The organism is Flavobacterium sp. N2550 (assembly GCF_025947265.1).
Classification (GTDB): Bacteria; Bacteroidota; Bacteroidia; order Flavobacteriales; family Flavobacteriaceae; genus Flavobacterium; species Flavobacterium endophyticum.
In genome coordinates this window covers 1527977-1546394 of sequence record NZ_CP110007.1, presented here as the reverse complement: position 1 = coordinate 1546394, position 18418 = coordinate 1527977, and the positions used below count along the sequence as shown (strand labels likewise).

General features: G+C 41.4%; 12 protein-coding genes. 6 read left to right on the top strand and 6 right to left on the bottom strand.

What is annotated here, in order from left to right:
• Positions 1-61: 61 nt before the first annotated feature.
• The 4 genes from obgE to OLM56_RS06665 form a co-directional block, all read right to left on the bottom strand.
• Positions 62-1096 (bottom strand): GTPase ObgE, encoded by a 1035-nt coding sequence (gene obgE / locus OLM56_RS06680; protein WP_121376855.1) that lies wholly within the window; start codon positions 1094-1096, stop codon positions 62-64.
• A gap of 87 nt (positions 1097-1183) precedes the next feature.
• Positions 1184-2458 carry a hemolysin family protein gene (locus tag OLM56_RS06675; protein WP_121376856.1) on the bottom strand — a complete coding sequence of 425 codons (1275 nt, stop codon included), beginning with the start codon at positions 2456-2458 and terminating at the stop codon, positions 1184-1186.
• A gap of 15 nt (positions 2459-2473) precedes the next feature.
• Positions 2474-3046 carry an adenylate kinase gene (locus OLM56_RS06670; RefSeq protein WP_121376857.1) on the bottom strand — a complete coding sequence of 191 codons (573 nt, stop codon included), beginning with the start codon at positions 3044-3046 and terminating at the stop codon, positions 2474-2476.
• Between the two features lie 67 nt (positions 3047-3113).
• On the bottom strand, positions 3114-3644 hold the full coding sequence (locus OLM56_RS06665) for a phosphoribosyltransferase (protein ID WP_264528760.1): 531 nt from the start codon (positions 3642-3644) through the stop codon (positions 3114-3116).
• 189 nt (positions 3645-3833) lie between these two features.
• On the opposite strand from OLM56_RS06665, the gene OLM56_RS06660 reads away from it, so the two are divergent.
• Positions 3834-5108 (top strand): PQQ-dependent sugar dehydrogenase, encoded by a 1275-nt coding sequence (locus OLM56_RS06660; RefSeq protein WP_264528759.1) that lies wholly within the window; start codon positions 3834-3836, stop codon positions 5106-5108.
• A gap of 59 nt (positions 5109-5167) precedes the next feature.
• Positions 5168-5722, top strand: a complete 555-nt coding sequence (locus OLM56_RS06655) for a hypothetical protein (RefSeq protein ID WP_264528758.1) — start codon at positions 5168-5170, stop codon at positions 5720-5722.
• A 72-nt stretch (positions 5723-5794) separates the two neighbouring features.
• Here the strand turns inward: OLM56_RS06655 and ppk1 are convergent, their stop codons facing one another.
• The gene (gene ppk1 / locus OLM56_RS06650; RefSeq protein ID WP_264528757.1) at positions 5795-7864 is read right to left on the bottom strand and encodes a polyphosphate kinase 1; all 2070 of its coding nucleotides are present in this window, start codon (positions 7862-7864) and stop codon (positions 5795-5797) included.
• Between the two features lie 78 nt (positions 7865-7942).
• Positions 7943-9370 (bottom strand): T9SS type A sorting domain-containing protein, encoded by a 1428-nt coding sequence (locus OLM56_RS06645; protein WP_264528756.1) that lies wholly within the window; start codon positions 9368-9370, stop codon positions 7943-7945.
• A gap of 351 nt (positions 9371-9721) precedes the next feature.
• On the opposite strand from OLM56_RS06645, the gene OLM56_RS06640 reads away from it, so the two are divergent.
• From OLM56_RS06640 to OLM56_RS06625, 4 genes are all read left to right on the top strand, one after another.
• On the top strand, positions 9722-10132 hold the full coding sequence (locus tag OLM56_RS06640; RefSeq protein ID WP_182494213.1) for a helix-turn-helix domain-containing protein: 411 nt from the start codon (positions 9722-9724) through the stop codon (positions 10130-10132).
• Between the two features lie 744 nt (positions 10133-10876).
• The gene (locus tag OLM56_RS06635; RefSeq protein ID WP_182494214.1) at positions 10877-11458 is read left to right on the top strand and encodes a phage tail protein; all 582 of its coding nucleotides are present in this window, start codon (positions 10877-10879) and stop codon (positions 11456-11458) included.
• Between the two features lie 39 nt (positions 11459-11497).
• On the top strand, positions 11498-12625 hold the full coding sequence (locus OLM56_RS06630) for an ABC transporter substrate-binding protein (RefSeq protein ID WP_264528755.1): 1128 nt from the start codon (positions 11498-11500) through the stop codon (positions 12623-12625).
• A gap of 16 nt (positions 12626-12641) precedes the next feature.
• Entirely contained in the window at positions 12642-18344 is a 5703-nt protein-coding gene (locus tag OLM56_RS06625; RefSeq protein ID WP_264528754.1) for a T9SS type A sorting domain-containing protein, read from the top strand.
• Positions 18345-18418: the final 74 nt, after the last annotated feature.

The window sequence follows — 18418 nt, the reverse complement described above, 5'->3', positions numbered from 1 at the left end:
TTTATCAAACGAATTGATGAAAACAAAATATAAAAAAAGCGACTCAATGAGTCGCTTTTTTTTATGCTTCTGGAGTAGCCTGAATCTGATTTTCTTCAGAATTCAGCATTTCCCAAAGCTTGTCTTTCAATTCTAGCAAGCCTTGATTGGCTATCGAAGAGATGAAATGGTATTTTAATCCTTTGAAATCTTTATCTAGCTGTGCTTTCATTTCGGCTTTCAGCTCCTCATCGAGCATGTCTGATTTTGAAATCACGATAAATCTTTCCTTATCTAAAATCTCTGGATTGTAGCGACGTAATTCATCCAAAAGGATTTCATATTCTTTTTTGATATCGTCGGCATCTGCCGGAATCAAAAACAACAGGACTGAATTTCTTTCGATATGTCTCAAGAAATAATGCCCGAGTCCTTTTCCTTCTGCGGCACCTTCAATAATACCCGGAATATCGGCCATTACAAACGATTGAAAATCCCTGTAGGCTACGATTCCTAAATTTGGCTTTAATGTCGTAAACGGATAGTCAGCAATTTTTGGCTTAGCCGAAGTCAGTACCGACAGCAAAGTCGATTTTCCTGCGTTTGGAAAACCTACCAAACCGACATCTGCCAGAACTTTAAGTTCTAAGATTACGTCAATTTCGTTGGCTGGCATTCCAGGCTGGGAATATCTTGGCGTCTGGTTGGTAGAACTTCTAAAGTGCCAGTTTCCTAGACCTCCTTTTCCTCCTTTTGCAACAATTTTTTTCTCGCCGTGTTCGGTAATCTCAAATAAAATCTCGTTGGTTTCTTTATCACGGACAACAGTTCCTAATGGAACTTCGATAAATTTATCTTCTCCATCAGCACCCGTGCTTCTCGCACTTCCACCATCACCGCCGTGACCCGCTTTAACGTGTTTTGCAAACTTTAAGTGAAACAATGTCCAAAGCCCTTTGTTTCCCACTAAATATACGTGTCCACCGCGTCCGCCGTCACCACCATCCGGGCCGCCTTTTTCAATAAATTTCTCTCTATGCAAATGCGTCGATCCTTTCCCTCCTTTTCCGGAAGAAACATAAATCTTAACGTAATCTACAAAATTTCCCTCTGTCATTTTCTTTGTTTAAAGTGTAAATTTTAAGGTTTAAAGCAACAGTATTCTGCTGACTCTAAACCTTAAACTCTATACTGTTTCTTTTATTTATTCTTTTAGTGAACGCACCAAAACCTTGTCGATTTTAACGCCGTCCATATCTATAACTTCTAGTTCGAATAGGTTCCAGATTAGTTTTTCGCCTTGTTTCGGAATATAGGAAAGCTCTGTCATGATCAAGCCGCTCACTGTCGTAACTTCATAATCATTAATAAGCTCGTCCAAATCAAAATAGGTCAAAAAGTCATGGAGCGAATAATGTCCGTCCACTAACCAAGTCCCGTCTTCTCTAGCCACAAGCTGGAATTCTTCATGATAAAAATCAGAAGCATCGCCAACTAGGGCTTCCAAGATATCATTTAAGGTAATCATCCCTTGCGTGATTCCGTACTCGTCGGTCACGATAGCATAATGCACTTTGGTCTTCTTGAAAATATCCAACGCTTTATAAGCCGAAGTGTGTTCGATCAAATAGACCGGCTCCTTCATTATTTCTCTTAGGTTGAAGTTGCCGTTTTCAAATTTGGCGAACAAATCCTTAAGCAATACAACCCCTACTACTTCATCTAAACTTTCTTCACATACCGGATAAACGGAGTGGATTTCGTCTAAAACTTTTTGCTTTAACGTAGCAAAATCATCTTCTAAAGAAAGATAATCAACCGATTTCCTGTGGGTCATCAAGGAGTTTACCTTTCTGTCACCAATGTGGAAAACACGTTCCACGATATCTTGTTCGATTTCTTGTACTTCGCCGACCTCAGTTCCTTCTTTGATAATGGCCTTGATTTCTTCCTCAGTTACTTTTCCATCGGCAGTAGGCCTGATTCGGAATAATTTTAGTAACGATTCTGTAGAAATGGTCAAAAGCCAGATAAACGGAGCCGTGATAACCGAGATTATTTTCATCGGCAAGGCTACCGTTTTTGCGATAGACTCTGGATAATTCAATCCTATTCTTTTTGGAAGCAATTCGCCCAATACCAATGAGAAGAAAGTCAGCACAACAACTACAATTCCAACAGAAAGATTGGCAGAATACGGTTGAAGGACTTCAAACTGGTCTAAGAAAATCTTTACATCATCAGTGACTTTATCACCTGAATAAATACCTGTTAAGATTCCGATTAATGTGATTCCGATTTGAACAGTCGACAAAAATTTGTTTGGTGAATTGGCCAAATCCAGTGCGGTTTTAGCGCTCGTATTCCCCTTTTTTGCAGAAGTTTCCAATCTGTTTTTTCGCGCTGATATCAATGCGATTTCCGACATCGAAAAAACACCATTCAAAAGGATTAAAAAGAAAATTATAGCTATTTCCAAGATTTATAAATTAAGTTAAAGGCTATCGATTACAGTACTTAATCGATGTGTAATTTCTTCTATGGAACCAATTCCGTCCACAGCATGAAATTTATTTTGTGCTTTATAATAGTCCATTAATGGAGCTGTTTTTTCGTTGTATTCTTGATAACGGTTCCTGATTTTTTCTTCATCCTGGTCATCAGGTCTACCTGATGTTTTTCCTCTTTCTAAAAGTCTTTTTACCAATATCTCATCATTGGCTTCCAAAGCAACCGTTGCCGTAATTTTTTCATCTTTAGACTCCAAAAATTTATCTAAAGCTTCTGCTTGCGACAAAGTTCTTGGAAATCCGTCAAAAAGAAACCCTCTAGATTCTGGATTTTTATCAACCTCGCTTTGAAGCATCTGTATTGTTACTTCGTCTGGAACTAAATCACCTTTGTCCATATAGGTCTTCGCCAATTTGCCAAGTTCCGTTTCATTTTTAATATTAAATCTAAAAATATCACCCGTTGAAAGATGGGTCAGATTGTATTTTCCTTTTAAGAATTCGGCCTGTGTTCCTTTTCCTGCCCCAGGCTTTCCAAATAATACGATATTAATCATTGTGTTAGTTGTGAGTTATTATATGCCAGGATTTTTCAATCCAAAATGTTGTAATCTTTAGATTTTATTATTCTTTCAATTGGTACACTTCCGGAATGTTTCTTCCCAGTCCGTCATAATCCAAACCAAACCCAACGATGAATCTGTTCGGAATTTCAATACCAATATAATCAATTTTTATATCTTTTTTATACGCTTCGGGCTTTAAAAACAAAGTAGCGATTTTGAGTTGCTTTACATTTTGCGCTTCAAACATGGCTTTCAGTTCGACCAAAGTATTTCCGGTATCGACAATATCTTCTATCACGACAACGGTTCTTCCCGATAAATCTTGATTAAGTCCAATGAGTTTTTTTACTTCATTGGTTGTAGAAATGCCTTCATAGGAGGCTAATTTCACAAAGCTCACTTCGCAAGCTTTTGGATAGTGTTTCATGAAGTCTGAAACAACCATAAAGGCGCCGTTCAAAACGCCCACAAACAGGGGTATCTCTTCGTCTAGGTCTTCTGCCACTTCCTGCGCCATCTTGGCTATGGCAGCATCAATTTCCTTTGCGCTGATGAAAGGAACAAAATGTTTGTCGTGAAGCTGTATCACAATTATATTGTTAAATAATAAGTTGCAAATATACTAAAATAGAATCCAGCTATTTTACAATTTATTTCAGTTTTATTACAATTTTATTTTTGTTAAATAATATTTAATATTCTGCAGGTCCAGAGGATAAAAAATTTAAAATCAGTAAATTCAAGCTCCAAAAAAAGAACCGCTAAAACTTTTCCACCTATGAAAACGAGAATTTCACTCCTAATAACAAGCATCGCTTTTTCTTTCCTATCTTGTAATGGCCAGGTATCAAAACAAGAAAAAAAACAGGTATCAAAACAAGGCGATGTTGTCGTAAAAACTGCTATCGGTGACCTTACGCTTCCTGCTCCCTATTCTTCTGAATCTGTCACCAAGAGAAGCCAGATGAAAGAATGGCCTGCCGGAGTCACACCTAAAGCCCCCGAAGGTTTTGTAGTCACTAAATTTGCAGACGGTCTCAAGAACCCGCGTTGGACCTATATTGCTCCAAACAATGACATTTTTGTAGTGGAAAGCAGCACTTTTAAAAGCGCCAATCAGATTACAGTTTTTCGAGACAAGGACAATGATGGTATTTTTGAAACTAGAGAAATCTTTAAGGAAGGCCTGAATATGCCTTTCGGAATGCTCATCCTAGGCAACTATTTTTATATCGCCAATACCGATGGATTATACCGTTTTCTATACAAACAAGGCGACCTGAAGCTCCAAGGAAGCGGAGAGAAGATTTTAGAGCTTCCTGCCGGAGGCTACAACAATCATTGGACAAGAAACCTTTTGGCTAGTCCAGATGGATCAAAAATATATGTTTCTGTAGGATCGGCCCGCAACAATGCCGAGCATGGCATGGAAGTAGAAAAAAGGCGCGCCAACATACTTGAAATAAATCCAGATGGCACGGGAGAAAAAATCTATGCCAGCGGATTGAGGAATCCTGTCGGGATGGACTGGAATCCAGCAAACAATGAACTTTGGACAGCCGTAAACGAGCGTGATGACTTAGGCGACGAACTCGTTCCTGATTATATCACCAGCGTTAAAAGAGGAGGATTTTATGGCTGGCCTTATTCGTATTACGGACAGATTGAAGATCCTCGAATGAAAGGCCAAGGCAAAGAGCTTGTAGCCAAAGCTCTTGTTCCAGATGTTCCTGTAGGTACGCACACTGCATCGCTTGGGTTAGCATTTTACGACAAACAAGCATTTCCTGCCGAGTATAGAAACGGCGCTTTTGTCGGACAGCACGGTTCTTGGAATCGTTCGATATTAAGTGGCTATAAAGTTCTTTTTGTTCCTTTCAAAAATGGAAAACCTTCTGGAAAACCGATAGATTTCCTGACCGGATTTATAGCCGATGAGAAAAAAGCAGAAGTTTATGGGCGTCCTGTTGCCGTAACCGTCATGAATGACGGATCGCTTTTAGTAAATGACGACAGCGGCAATACCATTTGGAGAGTAGCCTTTAAAAAATAGCTTTTAGAATATAATTATTTTAATACTTTTACGCCAAGTAGCTCAAAATAACAGCATAAATGAATTCTGATTTTATCCAAAAATTAGAAAAAAGCACAGCGCACCGCCCAAGTCGGGAATCTTTGTCGAACGAAGTTTGCGAAAATCCAGAATTATTGCACGATTTGATGTTCGTTTTCTTTACTATAAAAGACAAGAGCCACCATAAAGCCTGCTGGGTTTCTGAATTAGTCTATGAAAGAAACATCGATTGGCTTTCTCCCTATCTGGATCGTTTTTGCGAAACGCTTTCCTCTTATTCACATGATGGAGCTTTGCGTTCTATTTCGAAAATTTGTCTTTTTTCGGCGAGCCACCATCTCAAAAAGCTAAAATCAGGAGAAGTATTTCTGACAGACAATCAGCTTGAACTCATGATCGAATCTTGCTTCGATTGGCTCATTACCGACCAAAAAGTAGCAACAAAAGCCTATGCCATGAGAGCGCTTTATTCTTTTGGAAAAGTGAAAGACTGGGTCTATCCTGAGCTGAAAGTTATTTTGCAACAAGACTATCCGAATCATTCGGCTGCTTATAAATTGGCTTCTAAAGAAATCCTGACGAAACTAAAATAGGATTTTTTTTAAATTCATTTAGAAAAGCAGAACCATAACAATTTTCTCTGCATTGAAACTTGATGGAGCCCATCAAGCTTTTTCAGACAGGTATTCATAGATTTTTTCCTGCGAACGTACTAGTGTCTTATCATTTCTAACTGGAATATTTTGAAGCGTTGAACCGATCCATACCGCTTTGACGTTATCTTCAAGCTGAAAGTCCAAGATATCCAATAATTCCTTTTTTAAATTTGGATCATAAATCGGGAAGCAGACTTCAATCCTATTGTAGATATTTCGATTCATCCAATCCGCAGAACCCATATAAATCAACGGATCGCCATTATTATCAAATACAAAAATCCTTCCATGTTCCAGATTCCTGTCCACAATTCGCCTTACGGAAATTGTTTCGCTCATACCCGGAATCCCTGCAACAAGACAGCATATTCCCCTGACAATTAATTGGATTTTTACGCCTGATTTAGACGCTTCGTATAATTTTTCAATCAGGCTCTTCTCTTCCAGATTATTCAGTTTGATTGTTATTCCGGAACTCAAGCCTTTTTTATGATTCTGGATTTCGTTATCAATTAAAGCAATAAACTTCTCTCTCAAGTTGAATTTGGCTACCAGCAGATGCTTGAAATCAATCTTATATTTCTTGGGATTTTTCTTAATGGTTGTAAGTAAATGGAAGGCTTTCTCCAAGTCCTTCAGCATTTCTTTATGGGCGGTCATCAAGATATGGTCCGTATAAAACCGTGCCGTATTTTCATTCAGATTTCCAGTCGCAAACAAACCTATTGGAGCTAGTTTGCTCTGTTTCTTGAACTTCACGAGCGCTATCTTGGCGTGTACTTTTAGCGACGGAATGCTATAGACGATCTTCACTCCTGCTTTTTTCAACTGCTTAGACCATTTTATATTGTTGGCTTCATCAAACCTTGCTTTTAATTCCACCACAACCGTAACCTTCTTGCCATTTTTTGCCGCACTGATCAAAGCATTGGCAATTTTCGAATCACTGGCCACGCGATACAGCGTTACATATACTTCTTCGACATCTTGGTTTATAGATGCTTCATTAAAAAAGCGCAACACGCCGTCATACGACTGATAAGGCACGTGAAACAGCATGTCTTTTTCTGCAATAACCTCAAAAAGATTTTTTCCTAAAGGCACGGCTGTAGAAATCGGCGTTATTTTAGGATACGACAGGCTTTCTTTTTTCAACGGCAACGAAGCCAGATCTTTCAGATTGTGATAACATCCGCCCAAGACAACAGTAGCATCTTTTAGCTTAAAGGCATCAATCAGCGATTGCAAAAATGGAGGCGGCATCCTGTAATCAAACAAAAAACGGGTCGCAAAGCTATAATCGCGCTTGGCAATCTTTTTCTCCATTTTTTCGGCCATGGCTTCATCATATTCGTCATCAAGTTCCAAGGCAGCATCGCGAGTAATCTTGAAATTATAATCTGCCAGCAGTTTTTGATCTTTAAAGATAAGCGAGAGTCCGAATTTTATTATATCATCTAAAAAGAGAATGTAGTTTTTAGTTCCTTTTTTTACAGAAAAAAAGCGCGGCAAATCGTCCGAAGGAATATTCAATATAAACAGCTTGTACGAGTCGGCTCCTTCTTCTATCGCGACAAGCTTATACAGTTTATTATTTTCTGGAAAGAAATCTATTTCTTTAGCCGACATGTCGACAACTTGTATAAACGCCAGCACTTCCGTAAAAAAATAATGGGTAATTTCTTCGTGAATAGTATCTGGAATAGGCTCGTTATAGAGTAGATGGAATTTTTCTTTCTTAAGGGCAGGAAGTATTTTTTCTGATATTATAGTTCCAAAAACATGCTGCTGGTCATCTACGATATGCTGGATCTTGTCCAAGATATGCTGGTAGGCAAAACCATTTTCGGCTTCGCTTTTAGAAATTTTCTTCAGTGCCATCAGTGACGGTATCCTCACTCGATAAAATTCGTCGAGATTAGAAGAGTAGATAGAAAGAAATTTTATCCTTTCAAAAAGCGGCACATCAGCAGCCGCCGCTTCATGAAGCACTCTTTCGTTAAACGACAGCCAGCTGACATCTCTGTCAAAAAAATTAGGCTTTAAGCCAGCTTCTTTGCTCTTGGTTTCCAGAATCATATAGTATCAAAATAGATATAAAAATATTAATTTAGGATGACTAAATCATTAAGATACTATTATTCTTTTCTGGCATTGTCATGATTTCACGATGCGCTGTACCTGTGTTCCCGAATCGGTCGTTACCTTCATCAGGTAGACTCCCGCAGCAAGAGCATCAAAGTGTACGATTGGATTAGTACCGTCTGCAAAATTTTCTGAATGTACAAGCTGTCCGAAAAGCGAATACACATCAGCCTTCAGCGCTTGTACTCCCGAAGGCAGCGTCAAATAAAGCGATGCCGCAACCGGATTTGGATAAAATCGGATATTTTTTGCTTCCGGATTTTCTGTCCCCAGAAAAAGCTCGTTAAGAAAAAGCTTCGATATCGTTCCAGCTTCAGACAGTCCGGTGACCAAAAAGTCCAAATCAGTATCGCCATCCACATCGGCAAATGCCACATCGGCATTATTCAATCCTTGAAAAGGAACTGTCACTGGAGTAAATCCTCCCGAAGCGCCATTATTCATATACAAATCGGCCCTCCTATTCGGATTCCTGTAGCCTGAGATAAAAACATCGGGATAGCCGTCATTGTTCACATCGGCAAAAACACTTCTTCCGTACTGCGCGCCTATAAAAGGAACGTCAGGAACCAGCGTAAAGTTGCCATTGCCGTCATTGCTATACAAAAGCGCCACTTTCGCGCTTACAGCATCAGCACCTACAACAAGCAGGTCTTTGTCACTATCATTATCAAAATCCCCTGCCGAAACAGAACCTGTCTGGATAGGCGCTATCGGCGTGGCACGTATCGTAAAACTGCCATTTCCGTTATTCTTATACAAAGTGTTCACGAGTATATTGTTTGAGGTATTTCCGGTAACAAAAACATCAAGAAAGCCGTCGCCGTCAAAGTCTTCTAGAACTACAGAACTCCTAAAAACACCCGGTGCAGTAAAGCCGCTCTGGGCCGCAGTAAGTAGCGTAAAATTGCCATTGCCATCATTTTTATACAATTCCGTAATGCCATAGAAGCTGGTAGAAAAACCTGTAACTACCAAATCATTATCACCGTCATTATCGATATCGCCAAAAGCCAAAGCACCATAGGTGCTCTGCGTAAATTCTACCGTTGAAAGGCTATAGTTTCCAGAACCATTGTTGATATACAGCTTGGTTGTCGGGCCTGGCGTATTACCAGCAACAACCAAATCTGGAAAATTATCGCCATTTACGTCTCCGAAAGCCGCAGCACCTTCACGGATCTTGATAAAAGTAGTTCCGTCCGATAGCGTAAAATTCCCACTGCCATCATTTTTATACATCCTTGACGTTAGTATGTAGCTCGGATCGGCACCTCCAGTAAAAAGATCAAGATCGCCATCGCCGTCGATATCTGCAAAATCAACAGAACTATATTGGAGTCCTACTATATCAGGAGTGGGTTTTAACGTAAAATTTTGGGCTTTTGATGCCGTGGCCAGCGAAAGAAACACAACAGAAGAAAGTAAAGTTATCTTCATAAGGAACTCATTTAGGGGTTAATAGCTCCTGCAATGTAAGAAATTTATAGTCAAGAATAAATAAGCGACTGCATAGAAAATGCGTCCGCACTGCTATTAAAAAAACGCACCGTCTGATAGCCTACAGAAATCGGGGTATTTTTTTTAGTTTTTGCCTATTGCAGATACGAAAAAAACAATAACTTTACGTTTTTGGCAGAAACGCAAAGCCATGGCAAGTTTATTAAATATGCCATTGTATGCCATATTTTTCTATATTGGTTCTTGCGTTTTATCACAATAATAGCTGATATGTCTATTATATGTCACAAAGTAAACATATTTATTTATAATAAACAAATTTATTTTCATATGGACGGGAAAATTTTAAAGAAAAAATTGCAATTACTTGACATACAACTAAATGAAGTTGCAAAAAGATTAGACATTTCTCCCCAAAACTTGCAAAACCGTTTCAAATCGAAAGAAATCACTTTAGATTTCTTGATTGAGATTTCGAAAGCGGTAAATGTTTCTGTTTATTATTTTATAAAAGGCACTATTTATGAGAATGACTTCCTTCAGCCTGACAACCATACGCTAAAAGAACCTGAAAGCGAGTTCCTTATCAACAAAGGCAGCGTTGTGGATGCCAAAAACCAGACAATCGAGATATTGGAACGCGAAGTGGAAGACTTAAGAAACGACAAAGATTTCTTAAAAAAGATAATCGATGCCAAAATAGAATTCGGCAAAAACACTGATAGCGCTTCCGACAACTAATAAACAATTTTGTGAATCATCCCGATTGTCACAAAAAGAGATAGTCCTACTAAGATTTTCGGATTTATTACTTCCTACAGGAAATATTTTTCTCTTTCCCAACAATAAAATACAATTGGATTAGCATTCTTAATTACACCTCTATGATTTCAGAATATCGAAATCGATAGACATAGCAAAAAGAATCGAAACAAAATAGCTTCTATAAAAATTAGGCTTCTTTTTAAATCTCCTGCCCTTTTCTTTACGCCTTTTTTGACTTCACAAAATGTGAACATAACGACCATCATTCGATAGGCAAATGCCTTGCTTCGCCTGTTTCTATACTAAAATTAGTACAAAAAACCACTCAAAATCACCTCACTAAATTAGGTGAGGCAAAAATATACCAAAATTATGGTATTGTATGCGATTTCTAAAAATCGCAATTTTGGAAAGTCGAAAAACAAAGCATTCGAAGAGAAAGTCCCAAACTAACCTGCTAAATCTTTTGTTATGTATACTCTTGCTGTCCAAGAAACTCCCTCACTAGCAATTGCACGAAGCATTTTTATGTTCTTTCGCTCCTTATCCTTCACAAAAAAGAGGATAAAATGCGACATAGCTGCGTTTCAACACCCTCATGAAATGCAAGAAGACTGGCAGATGAAAGAAAAATCTGCTTTTCAGTGCAAAAATTCCCTCCTCACAATTGATTTAAAACTAAACAAACAATAAACATTTTAACTTAAAACCTTTAAAACTATGTTCGAACCTTTTCTTGGCCAAATTCAGGCTTATGGATTTAACTTCCCTCCTAGAGGATGGGCTTTCTGCGATGGACAGATCATGTCAATTGCTCAAAACACAGCATTATTTTCCCTTTTAGGTACTACCTATGGCGGAAATGGGCAAACTACATTTGCACTTCCTGATTTGAGAGGAAGATCTATTGTTCACCCAGGATCTGGCCCAGGACTTTCAAACATCTCACAAGGTGAAGTTGCTGGTGTTGAAAGCGTATCTATCCTTATTTCAAACTTACCAGCTCATGCTCACGCATTAGTAAACGGACAAGCAAATGTTGCTACAAAAGTATTGGCAACTAACAATGCAAACGGCAGTAACACTACTGATGGTGGTTCTAACGGATTTGGAGATTCTGGAAACATGCCAGAAATCTACAGAGAATCCCCAACAGGAACAAATGTTGTTGGTGGTGTATCTTCTGTGATTAGCGGTACTACGAGCCTAATTGGTAATAACATTCCAATCGGAATACGTAATCCTTACTTAGGAATATACATGAGCATTGCTCTAGAAGGAATTTTCCCTTCAAGAAACTAATTTTAATGGGGGAGTCAGATCCCCCTTTATTTTACAATTATGATTTCTGAACTAAAAATCGGAATGTTGCTGCCCCAATCAAAGCAATACCCTTTCCTTGACCGCGATTTTATGCGCGGTATTAAGCTGAATGGCCTAAATGTTAAATTTTATGTTGAAAGCATAGGCATTGGAGCAGACGAAAAGATGATTATTGACAAGATGCAAAAACTTTCTTTTCAAGAAGATATCATTTTTTTTGTCGGTTTCTTTGGCCATCGCAACATTGCTAGCGTATATGAATATGCCTCTAGCCATGACCTTTTTCTGTTAGCCACGGACATCGGTTCTAATCTGCCATATCCCGTACAAAAGAAACGAGGCATATACATCAATTCATTTGGTATAGCGGAGTCTTCTTATTATTTGGGACAGTACTTAGCCCAGAACTACAAGAACATCGCAACCTCTTCTTCTTACTATGATTCTGGTTATGGCATCAATCAAGCCGTAGAGATCGGACTGTATCAAAACAATTCAGAATTTTCAGGACATTACATCACTCCCCTGAATCCAAGAGAAAATGAAGCAGACTGCATGCAAGAAACGTTGGCTCCTTTAAAACCAGAAGCCATTTTTGCGTTTCACAGCGGCATCTATGCTGAAGAACACGCTTCCTATCTTATAAAAAACAAGCTGGCGCAAAGCTACCCTTTCTATTTTACCTCATTTTCGATAAGCGACAAGATAAGGCAAGAATATAAAGACGCTTTTGAAGGCGATATTTTGGTTGTAGCTCCTTGGTCAGAAAATCTTAAAAACAAGAAAAACACCCTGTTCATAGAAAAATACAAGGCCATACTCCATGAAAAACCAAGCGTTTTTAGCATGCTCGGATACGAATCAGGACTCATAATCGAGTCGCTGCTTAGAGACGCCGATGGCATTCCTGCTTTGGATAGGCTGATAGAAAGAATGGAAGACGCTCCTGAAGGCCCAAGAGGGAAAATGGAGTTTCATCCAGATACGAACAGGACCCGTTTTGACCACTATATTTTCAAGATGACAGAAGACGAAACACAGGTCGAAGCCGTCTTGAAAAACAACGGAGAATTTATCCAAAAAATCATGTCAGACAGCACGCCGGTAGCGGCTGGCGGCTGGCATAACGCTTATTTATGTCATTAAACCTTAAATTAACCATATGAAAACAAAAATTACTTTTTTTAAAGCCTGTCTGTTTTTCATGATTTGCCTCCTGAGCGGAGTAAAATCGGAAGCGCAGACAATGGCAGCAGGCGACATAGCCTTTATAGGCTATAATACCAGCTCCCCGGAGGGCTTTGCATTTATTGCATTAAATGATCTCCCTGCGGGGCAAACATTGTATTTCACAGAACAGGGATGGGATGGAAATATGTGGATGAACACACTTAACGAACCGCATCTTGCCTATGTCATTCCAGCAGGAATTACTTGCGGAACAGTCATTACTCTCGTAGAAACAGCACCAGATGTACTAACTGTAACTGGAGGCGGAAGCATGACTTTCGCCCAAGGAAGCAGCTTTAACCTCTCCGCTGGAGACCAAATCCTTGCCTACCAATCTACTTCAGGCGTAGCACCAGCTTCGCCTATATTTATTTCTGGTGTTCACGGAGATTATAATTCTTCAAAGTATGATCCAATTACAACATGGAATCCTATTTCCCCGAACAGTACGACATGGGCTACTTCAGACTCTGCCTTGCCTACTGGACTAACAAATGGGACAAATTGTATTTCATTATTTCCGGCACCTGGTCCTGAATATGCAAATGCAAAATACAATGGTACTTTAACAGGAACTTCAATTGCACTTCGTGCTGCAATCAACAATCCTGCAAACTGGATTCATGATGCTACAAATACCACAAGTTATCCTATACAACCTGGAAATTATCCAGCGAGATCTGTAACATGCATCAACTGTACGAACCCTACGGGACCTACATTGGCTGTAGCTTCAGGAACAACTACAATTTGTAATGGAGCAAGCAAGACAATCAACATTACAGGAGCGCTAAACAGCGCTACTACTTGGCGTATCTACTCTGGATCATGCGGCGGAACGTTGGTTACCAGCACCGCTACAGGATCTTTCACAGTAACTCCATCTGCAACAACCACTTACTATGTTCGTGGAGAAGGCGGCTGTGTGACTCCAGGATCATGTGCCACGATAACAATAACTGTAAATCCAGCTATTGTATTAACTACCGGAGGAGGAGTAACAAATACAAGCTGTAATGGTGGAACTAACGGTACGGCTACTGTAGCTCCAACAGGAGGAACACCTCCATATACGTATTCATGGTCTCCATCAGGAGGGACGAATGCTACAGCTACAGGATTAAGTGCAGGAGCTTATACTGTAACTGTAACCGATAATATCGGATGTACGGCTACAAGAACCTTTAGTGTTTTACAACCATCTGCATTAAATGGAAGTACAGTAGTAACGAATATTGCCTGCTTTGGCAACAGTACTGGTGCAATCAACCTGACACCATCAGGCGGTACACCACCTTATACATTTAGCTGGGTTGGTGGTGCTACTACAGAAGACCGTACAGGACTAGCAGCAGGAACTTATTCAGTAACTATTACTGATGCTAATGCTTGTACGCGTACAATTAACAACATTACAGTAGGCCAGCCAACAGCAGTTGTATCTGGAACTACAGTAGTAACCAACGTTGCTTGTTTTGGAGGCAATACAGGCGCTATCAACCTTACGCCAACAGGCGGTGTAGGCCCTTATACCTTTAACTGGGTTGGCGGTGCTACTACCGAAGACCGTGTATTGTTGACGGCAGGTACCTACTCAGTAACCATTACTGACGCCAACGGCTGTACTGGTACCGTTTCTGGTATTACAGTAGGCCAGCCAGCAGCAGCCGTATCTGGAACTGTAGTAGTAACCAACGTAGCTTGTTTTGGAGGCAATACAGGTGCTATCAACCTTACGCCAACAGGCGGAGTAGGCCCTTATACTTTTAACTGGGGCGGCGGTGTCACTACCGAAGACCGTACTACATTGACAGCAGGAACCTATTCGGTAACCATTACTGATGCTAACGGCTGTACAGGTACCGTTTCTGGCATTGTGGTAACCCAACCAGCAGCAGCTGTATCTGCAGTTACTGTAGTGACCAATATTGCTTGTTTTGGTAACTCTACTGGAGCTATCAACCTGACACCAACTGGAGGTGTAGGTCCTTATACCTTTAACTGGGGCGGCGGTATTACTACCGAAGACCGCACCGGATTGGCAGCAGGAACCTATACGGTAACCATTACGGATGCCAATGGTTGTACTGGTACAGTTTCTCCAACGGTAAGTAACGTGTCGGCGGCCGCACTAGGCGGAACGGCTACTAAAACAGACGTAAGCTGCAACGGCGGTTCTAACGGAACGGCAACAGTATCTGTGACCGGAGGAACAACTCCATATTCTTACTCATGGGCTCCATCTGGAGGAACTAATGCTACCGCAACAGGATTGGCAGCAGGAACTTATACCGTAACTGTAACTGATTTCAATGGTTGCCAGATTACAAGAACTGTGACTGTCAACCAGCCAGCGGCTGCACTTGGCGGAATAATTACTAAAACAGACATAAGCTGCAACGGCGGTTCTAATGGAACAGCATCTGTAGCCGTGACTGGAGGAACAACCCCATACTCTTACTCATGGTCGCCTTCTGGAGGAACTAATGCTATGGCTACTGGCCTTACAGCAGGAACCTATACCGTAACGGTAACCGATTTCAACGGATGCCAAATTACAAGAACTGTGACTGTCAACCAGCCAGCGGCTGCACTTGGTGGAACGATTTCTAAAACAGACATAAGCTGCAACGGCGGGTCTAACGGAACAGCAACTGTAGTCGTGACTGGAGGAACAACTCCATATTCTTACTCATGGTCGCCTTCAGGAGGAACTAATGCCTCTGCAACAGGTCTGGCATCAGGAACCTATACTGTGACCGTTACGGATTTCAACGGATGTCAGATTACAAGAACGGTAACAGTCAACCAGCCAGCAACAGCCTTATCAGCTGCAACAGGCGGTGGCAAAACCGACGTAAGCTGCAACGGCGGTGCTAACGGAACAGCTACAGTAGCGCCAACTGGCGGTACGCCTCCGTATACTTATTCTTGGGCTCCGTCTGGAGGAACCAATGCTACGGCAACAGGATTGGCAGCAGGAACCTATACGGTGACTGTAACCGATAATAATGCATGCCAGGCTACTCGAAGCTTTACCATCAACCAGCCTACTGCTTTGGCTGGAACGGCTTCAAAAACTGACGTAAGCTGCAATGGTGGAAATAACGGTACGGCAACTGTAGCCGTAACTGGAGGTACGCCTCCGTATACTTATTCTTGGGCTCTATCTGGAGGAACTGCAGCTACTGCTACAGGACTGGCTGCAGGAACATATACAGTAACGGTAACAGACGCTAATGCTTGCCAGATCACAAGAACCGTTACAGTCAACCAACCAGCGGCTGCTTTGGCAGGAACGGCTTCAAAAACTGACGTAAGCTGCAATGGTGGAAATAACGGTACGGCAACTGTAGCCGTAACTGGAGGTACCCCTTCTTATACTTATTCTTGGGCTCCATCTGGAGGAACTGCAGCTACTGCTACAGGACTAGCAGCAGGAACATATACAGTAACGGTAACAGATGCTAATGCTTGCCAAATTACAAGAACCGTTACAGTCAACCAGCCAGCGGCTGCATTGGGAGGTACTATATCAAAAACAGACGTAAGCTGCAATGGCGGTGCTAACGGAACAGCAACCGTATCGGCTACTGGAGGAACAACGCCTTATAGCTATTCATGGGCTCCATCTGGAGGAACGAATGCTACTGCTTCAGGATTGGCTTCTGGAACCTATACCGTAACTGTAACCGATTTCAATGGTTGCCAGATTACAAGAACCGTTACAGTCAACCAGCCTGCGGCTCTTACCGCTACAGCATCTCAGACTAACGTAAGCTGCAACGGCGGTGCTAACGGAACTGCTTCTGTTACAGCAACGGGAGGAACAGGCGCTTATACGTATTCATGGGCACCTTCAGGAGGTACTGGAGCTACGGCTTCTGGACTATCTGCTGGAACATACACAGTAACTATTACTGACGCTAATACTTGCCAGATTACAAGAACCGTTACGGTAACTGAGCCTGCGGCCCTTACCGCTACAGCATCTCAGACTAACGTAAGCTGCAATGGCGGTACTAACGGATCGGCTTCTGTTACGGCAACGGGAGGTACAGGCGCTTATACGTATTCATGGGCACCTTCAGGAGGTACTGGAGCTACGGCTTCTGGACTATCTGCTGGAACATACACAGTAACTATTACTGACGCTAATACTTGCCAGATTACAAGAACAGTTACGGTAACTGAGCCTGCGGCCCTTACCGCTACAGCATCTCAGACTAACGTAAGCTGCAATGGCGGTACTAACGGAACTGCTTCTGTTACGGCAACAGGAGGAACAGGTGCTTATACGTATTCATGGGCTCCTTCGGGAGGTACTGCAGCGACTGCTTCAGGATTGGCTGCTGGAACATACACAGTTACTATTACTGATGCTAATTTGTGTCAGATTACAAGAACGGTTACTTTGACTGAGCCTGCTGCTCTTGCCGCTACCACATCACAGATCAACTTGCTCTGTAATGGCGGTGCTAACGGTAGTGCTTCTGTAACAGTAACAGGAGGAACAGGTGCATATACTTATGCTTGGGCTCCATCAGGAGGTACTGCAGCTACGGCTTCTGGACTGTCCGCAGGAACCTATACTGTGACTATCACTGACGCTAATACATGTCAGATTACAAGAACGGTTACCTTGACTGAGCCTGCTGCTCTTGCTGCTACAACGACTCAGACTAACGTAAGCTGCAACGGCGGTGCTAATGGATCGGCTTCTGTTACAGCAACAGGAGGAACAGGTGCTTACACTTATGTATGGGCTCCATCAGGAGGAACTGGAGCTACAGCTTCAGGATTGGCTGCTGGAACATACACAGTGACCATAAAAGACGCTAATTTATGTCAGATTACAAGAACAGTTACTATTACAGCTCCGTCTGCAATTGTTATCGTTCCATCACAGACTAACGTAAGCTGTACTGGAGGTTCTAATGGTTCTGCATCAGTAGGAGTATCTGGAGGAACAGGATCATACACGTTCTCATGGGCACCTTCGGGAGGCACTGGAGCTACAGCTACAGGATTGGCAGCAGGAACCTATACAGTAACTGTTACCGACGCTAACTCTTGTATGGCTACGCAAAGCTTTACAATTACTACGGTTGCCGATACAACACCACCGACTGTTGTTACAAGCAATATTACCGTACCGCTTACGGCTGGAGCTGCTACAATCACTGCGGCTCAGGTTAACAACGGAAGTACAGACAATTGCGGCATAGCAAGCGTGACTGTTTCACCTAGCACTTTCAACTGTAGTAATGTTGGGGCGAATACCGTAACATTGACAGTAACTGACAACAGCGGTAATGTCGCAACAGGTACTGCTACTGTAACTATTACAGACCCTAGCAATTTCTGCGGTCTTTCTGTTCCTGAATTTGGAGATATCAAAATGAGATTGTATCCAAACCCTACAAACGGAATCGTGACTGTTGAATTCTCTAGAGACGTAACAGCAGAAAAAATAGAAGTATATTCTATCACTGGACAATTGATTCTTTCTGATACGAACAAGACTGCACATTCAAGCCGTCAGTTCAACATGGAAAGATTCCCTTCTGGAGTTTATCTGGTTAAGATAACAACTGCTCAAGGAACTCAAGTAAAACGCTTGATGAGAGAATAATTAGTTAGGTTAAAGTGAATATAGTTCCCCGAAACCGCCTGTGCATCTTGCATGGGCGGTTTTTTTTTACGCCT

What these genes read in the sequence shown, in the direction of transcription:
- OLM56_RS06660 (WP_264528759.1), top strand. Translation starts at nt 3,834, where the DNA reads ATGAAAACGAGAATTTCACTCCTAATAACAAGCATCGCTTTTTCTTTC.
- OLM56_RS06630 (WP_264528755.1), top strand. Translation starts at nt 11,498, where the DNA reads ATGATTTCTGAACTAAAAATCGGAATGTTGCTGCCCCAATCAAAGCAA.
- OLM56_RS06635 (WP_182494214.1), top strand. Translation starts at nt 10,877, where the DNA reads ATGTTCGAACCTTTTCTTGGCCAAATTCAGGCTTATGGATTTAACTTC.
- OLM56_RS06625 (WP_264528754.1), top strand. Translation starts at nt 12,642, where the DNA reads ATGAAAACAAAAATTACTTTTTTTAAAGCCTGTCTGTTTTTCATGATT.
- obgE (WP_121376855.1), bottom strand. Translation starts at nt 1,096, where the DNA reads ATGACAGAGGGAAATTTTGTAGATTACGTTAAGATTTATGTTTCTTCC.
- OLM56_RS06655 (WP_264528758.1), top strand. Translation starts at nt 5,168, where the DNA reads ATGAATTCTGATTTTATCCAAAAATTAGAAAAAAGCACAGCGCACCGC.
- ppk1 (WP_264528757.1), bottom strand. Translation starts at nt 7,864, where the DNA reads ATGATTCTGGAAACCAAGAGCAAAGAAGCTGGCTTAAAGCCTAATTTT.
- OLM56_RS06670 (WP_121376857.1), bottom strand. Translation starts at nt 3,046, where the DNA reads ATGATTAATATCGTATTATTTGGAAAGCCTGGGGCAGGAAAAGGAACA.
- OLM56_RS06645 (WP_264528756.1), bottom strand. Translation starts at nt 9,370, where the DNA reads ATGAAGATAACTTTACTTTCTTCTGTTGTGTTTCTTTCGCTGGCCACG.
- OLM56_RS06640 (WP_182494213.1), top strand. Translation starts at nt 9,722, where the DNA reads ATGGACGGGAAAATTTTAAAGAAAAAATTGCAATTACTTGACATACAA.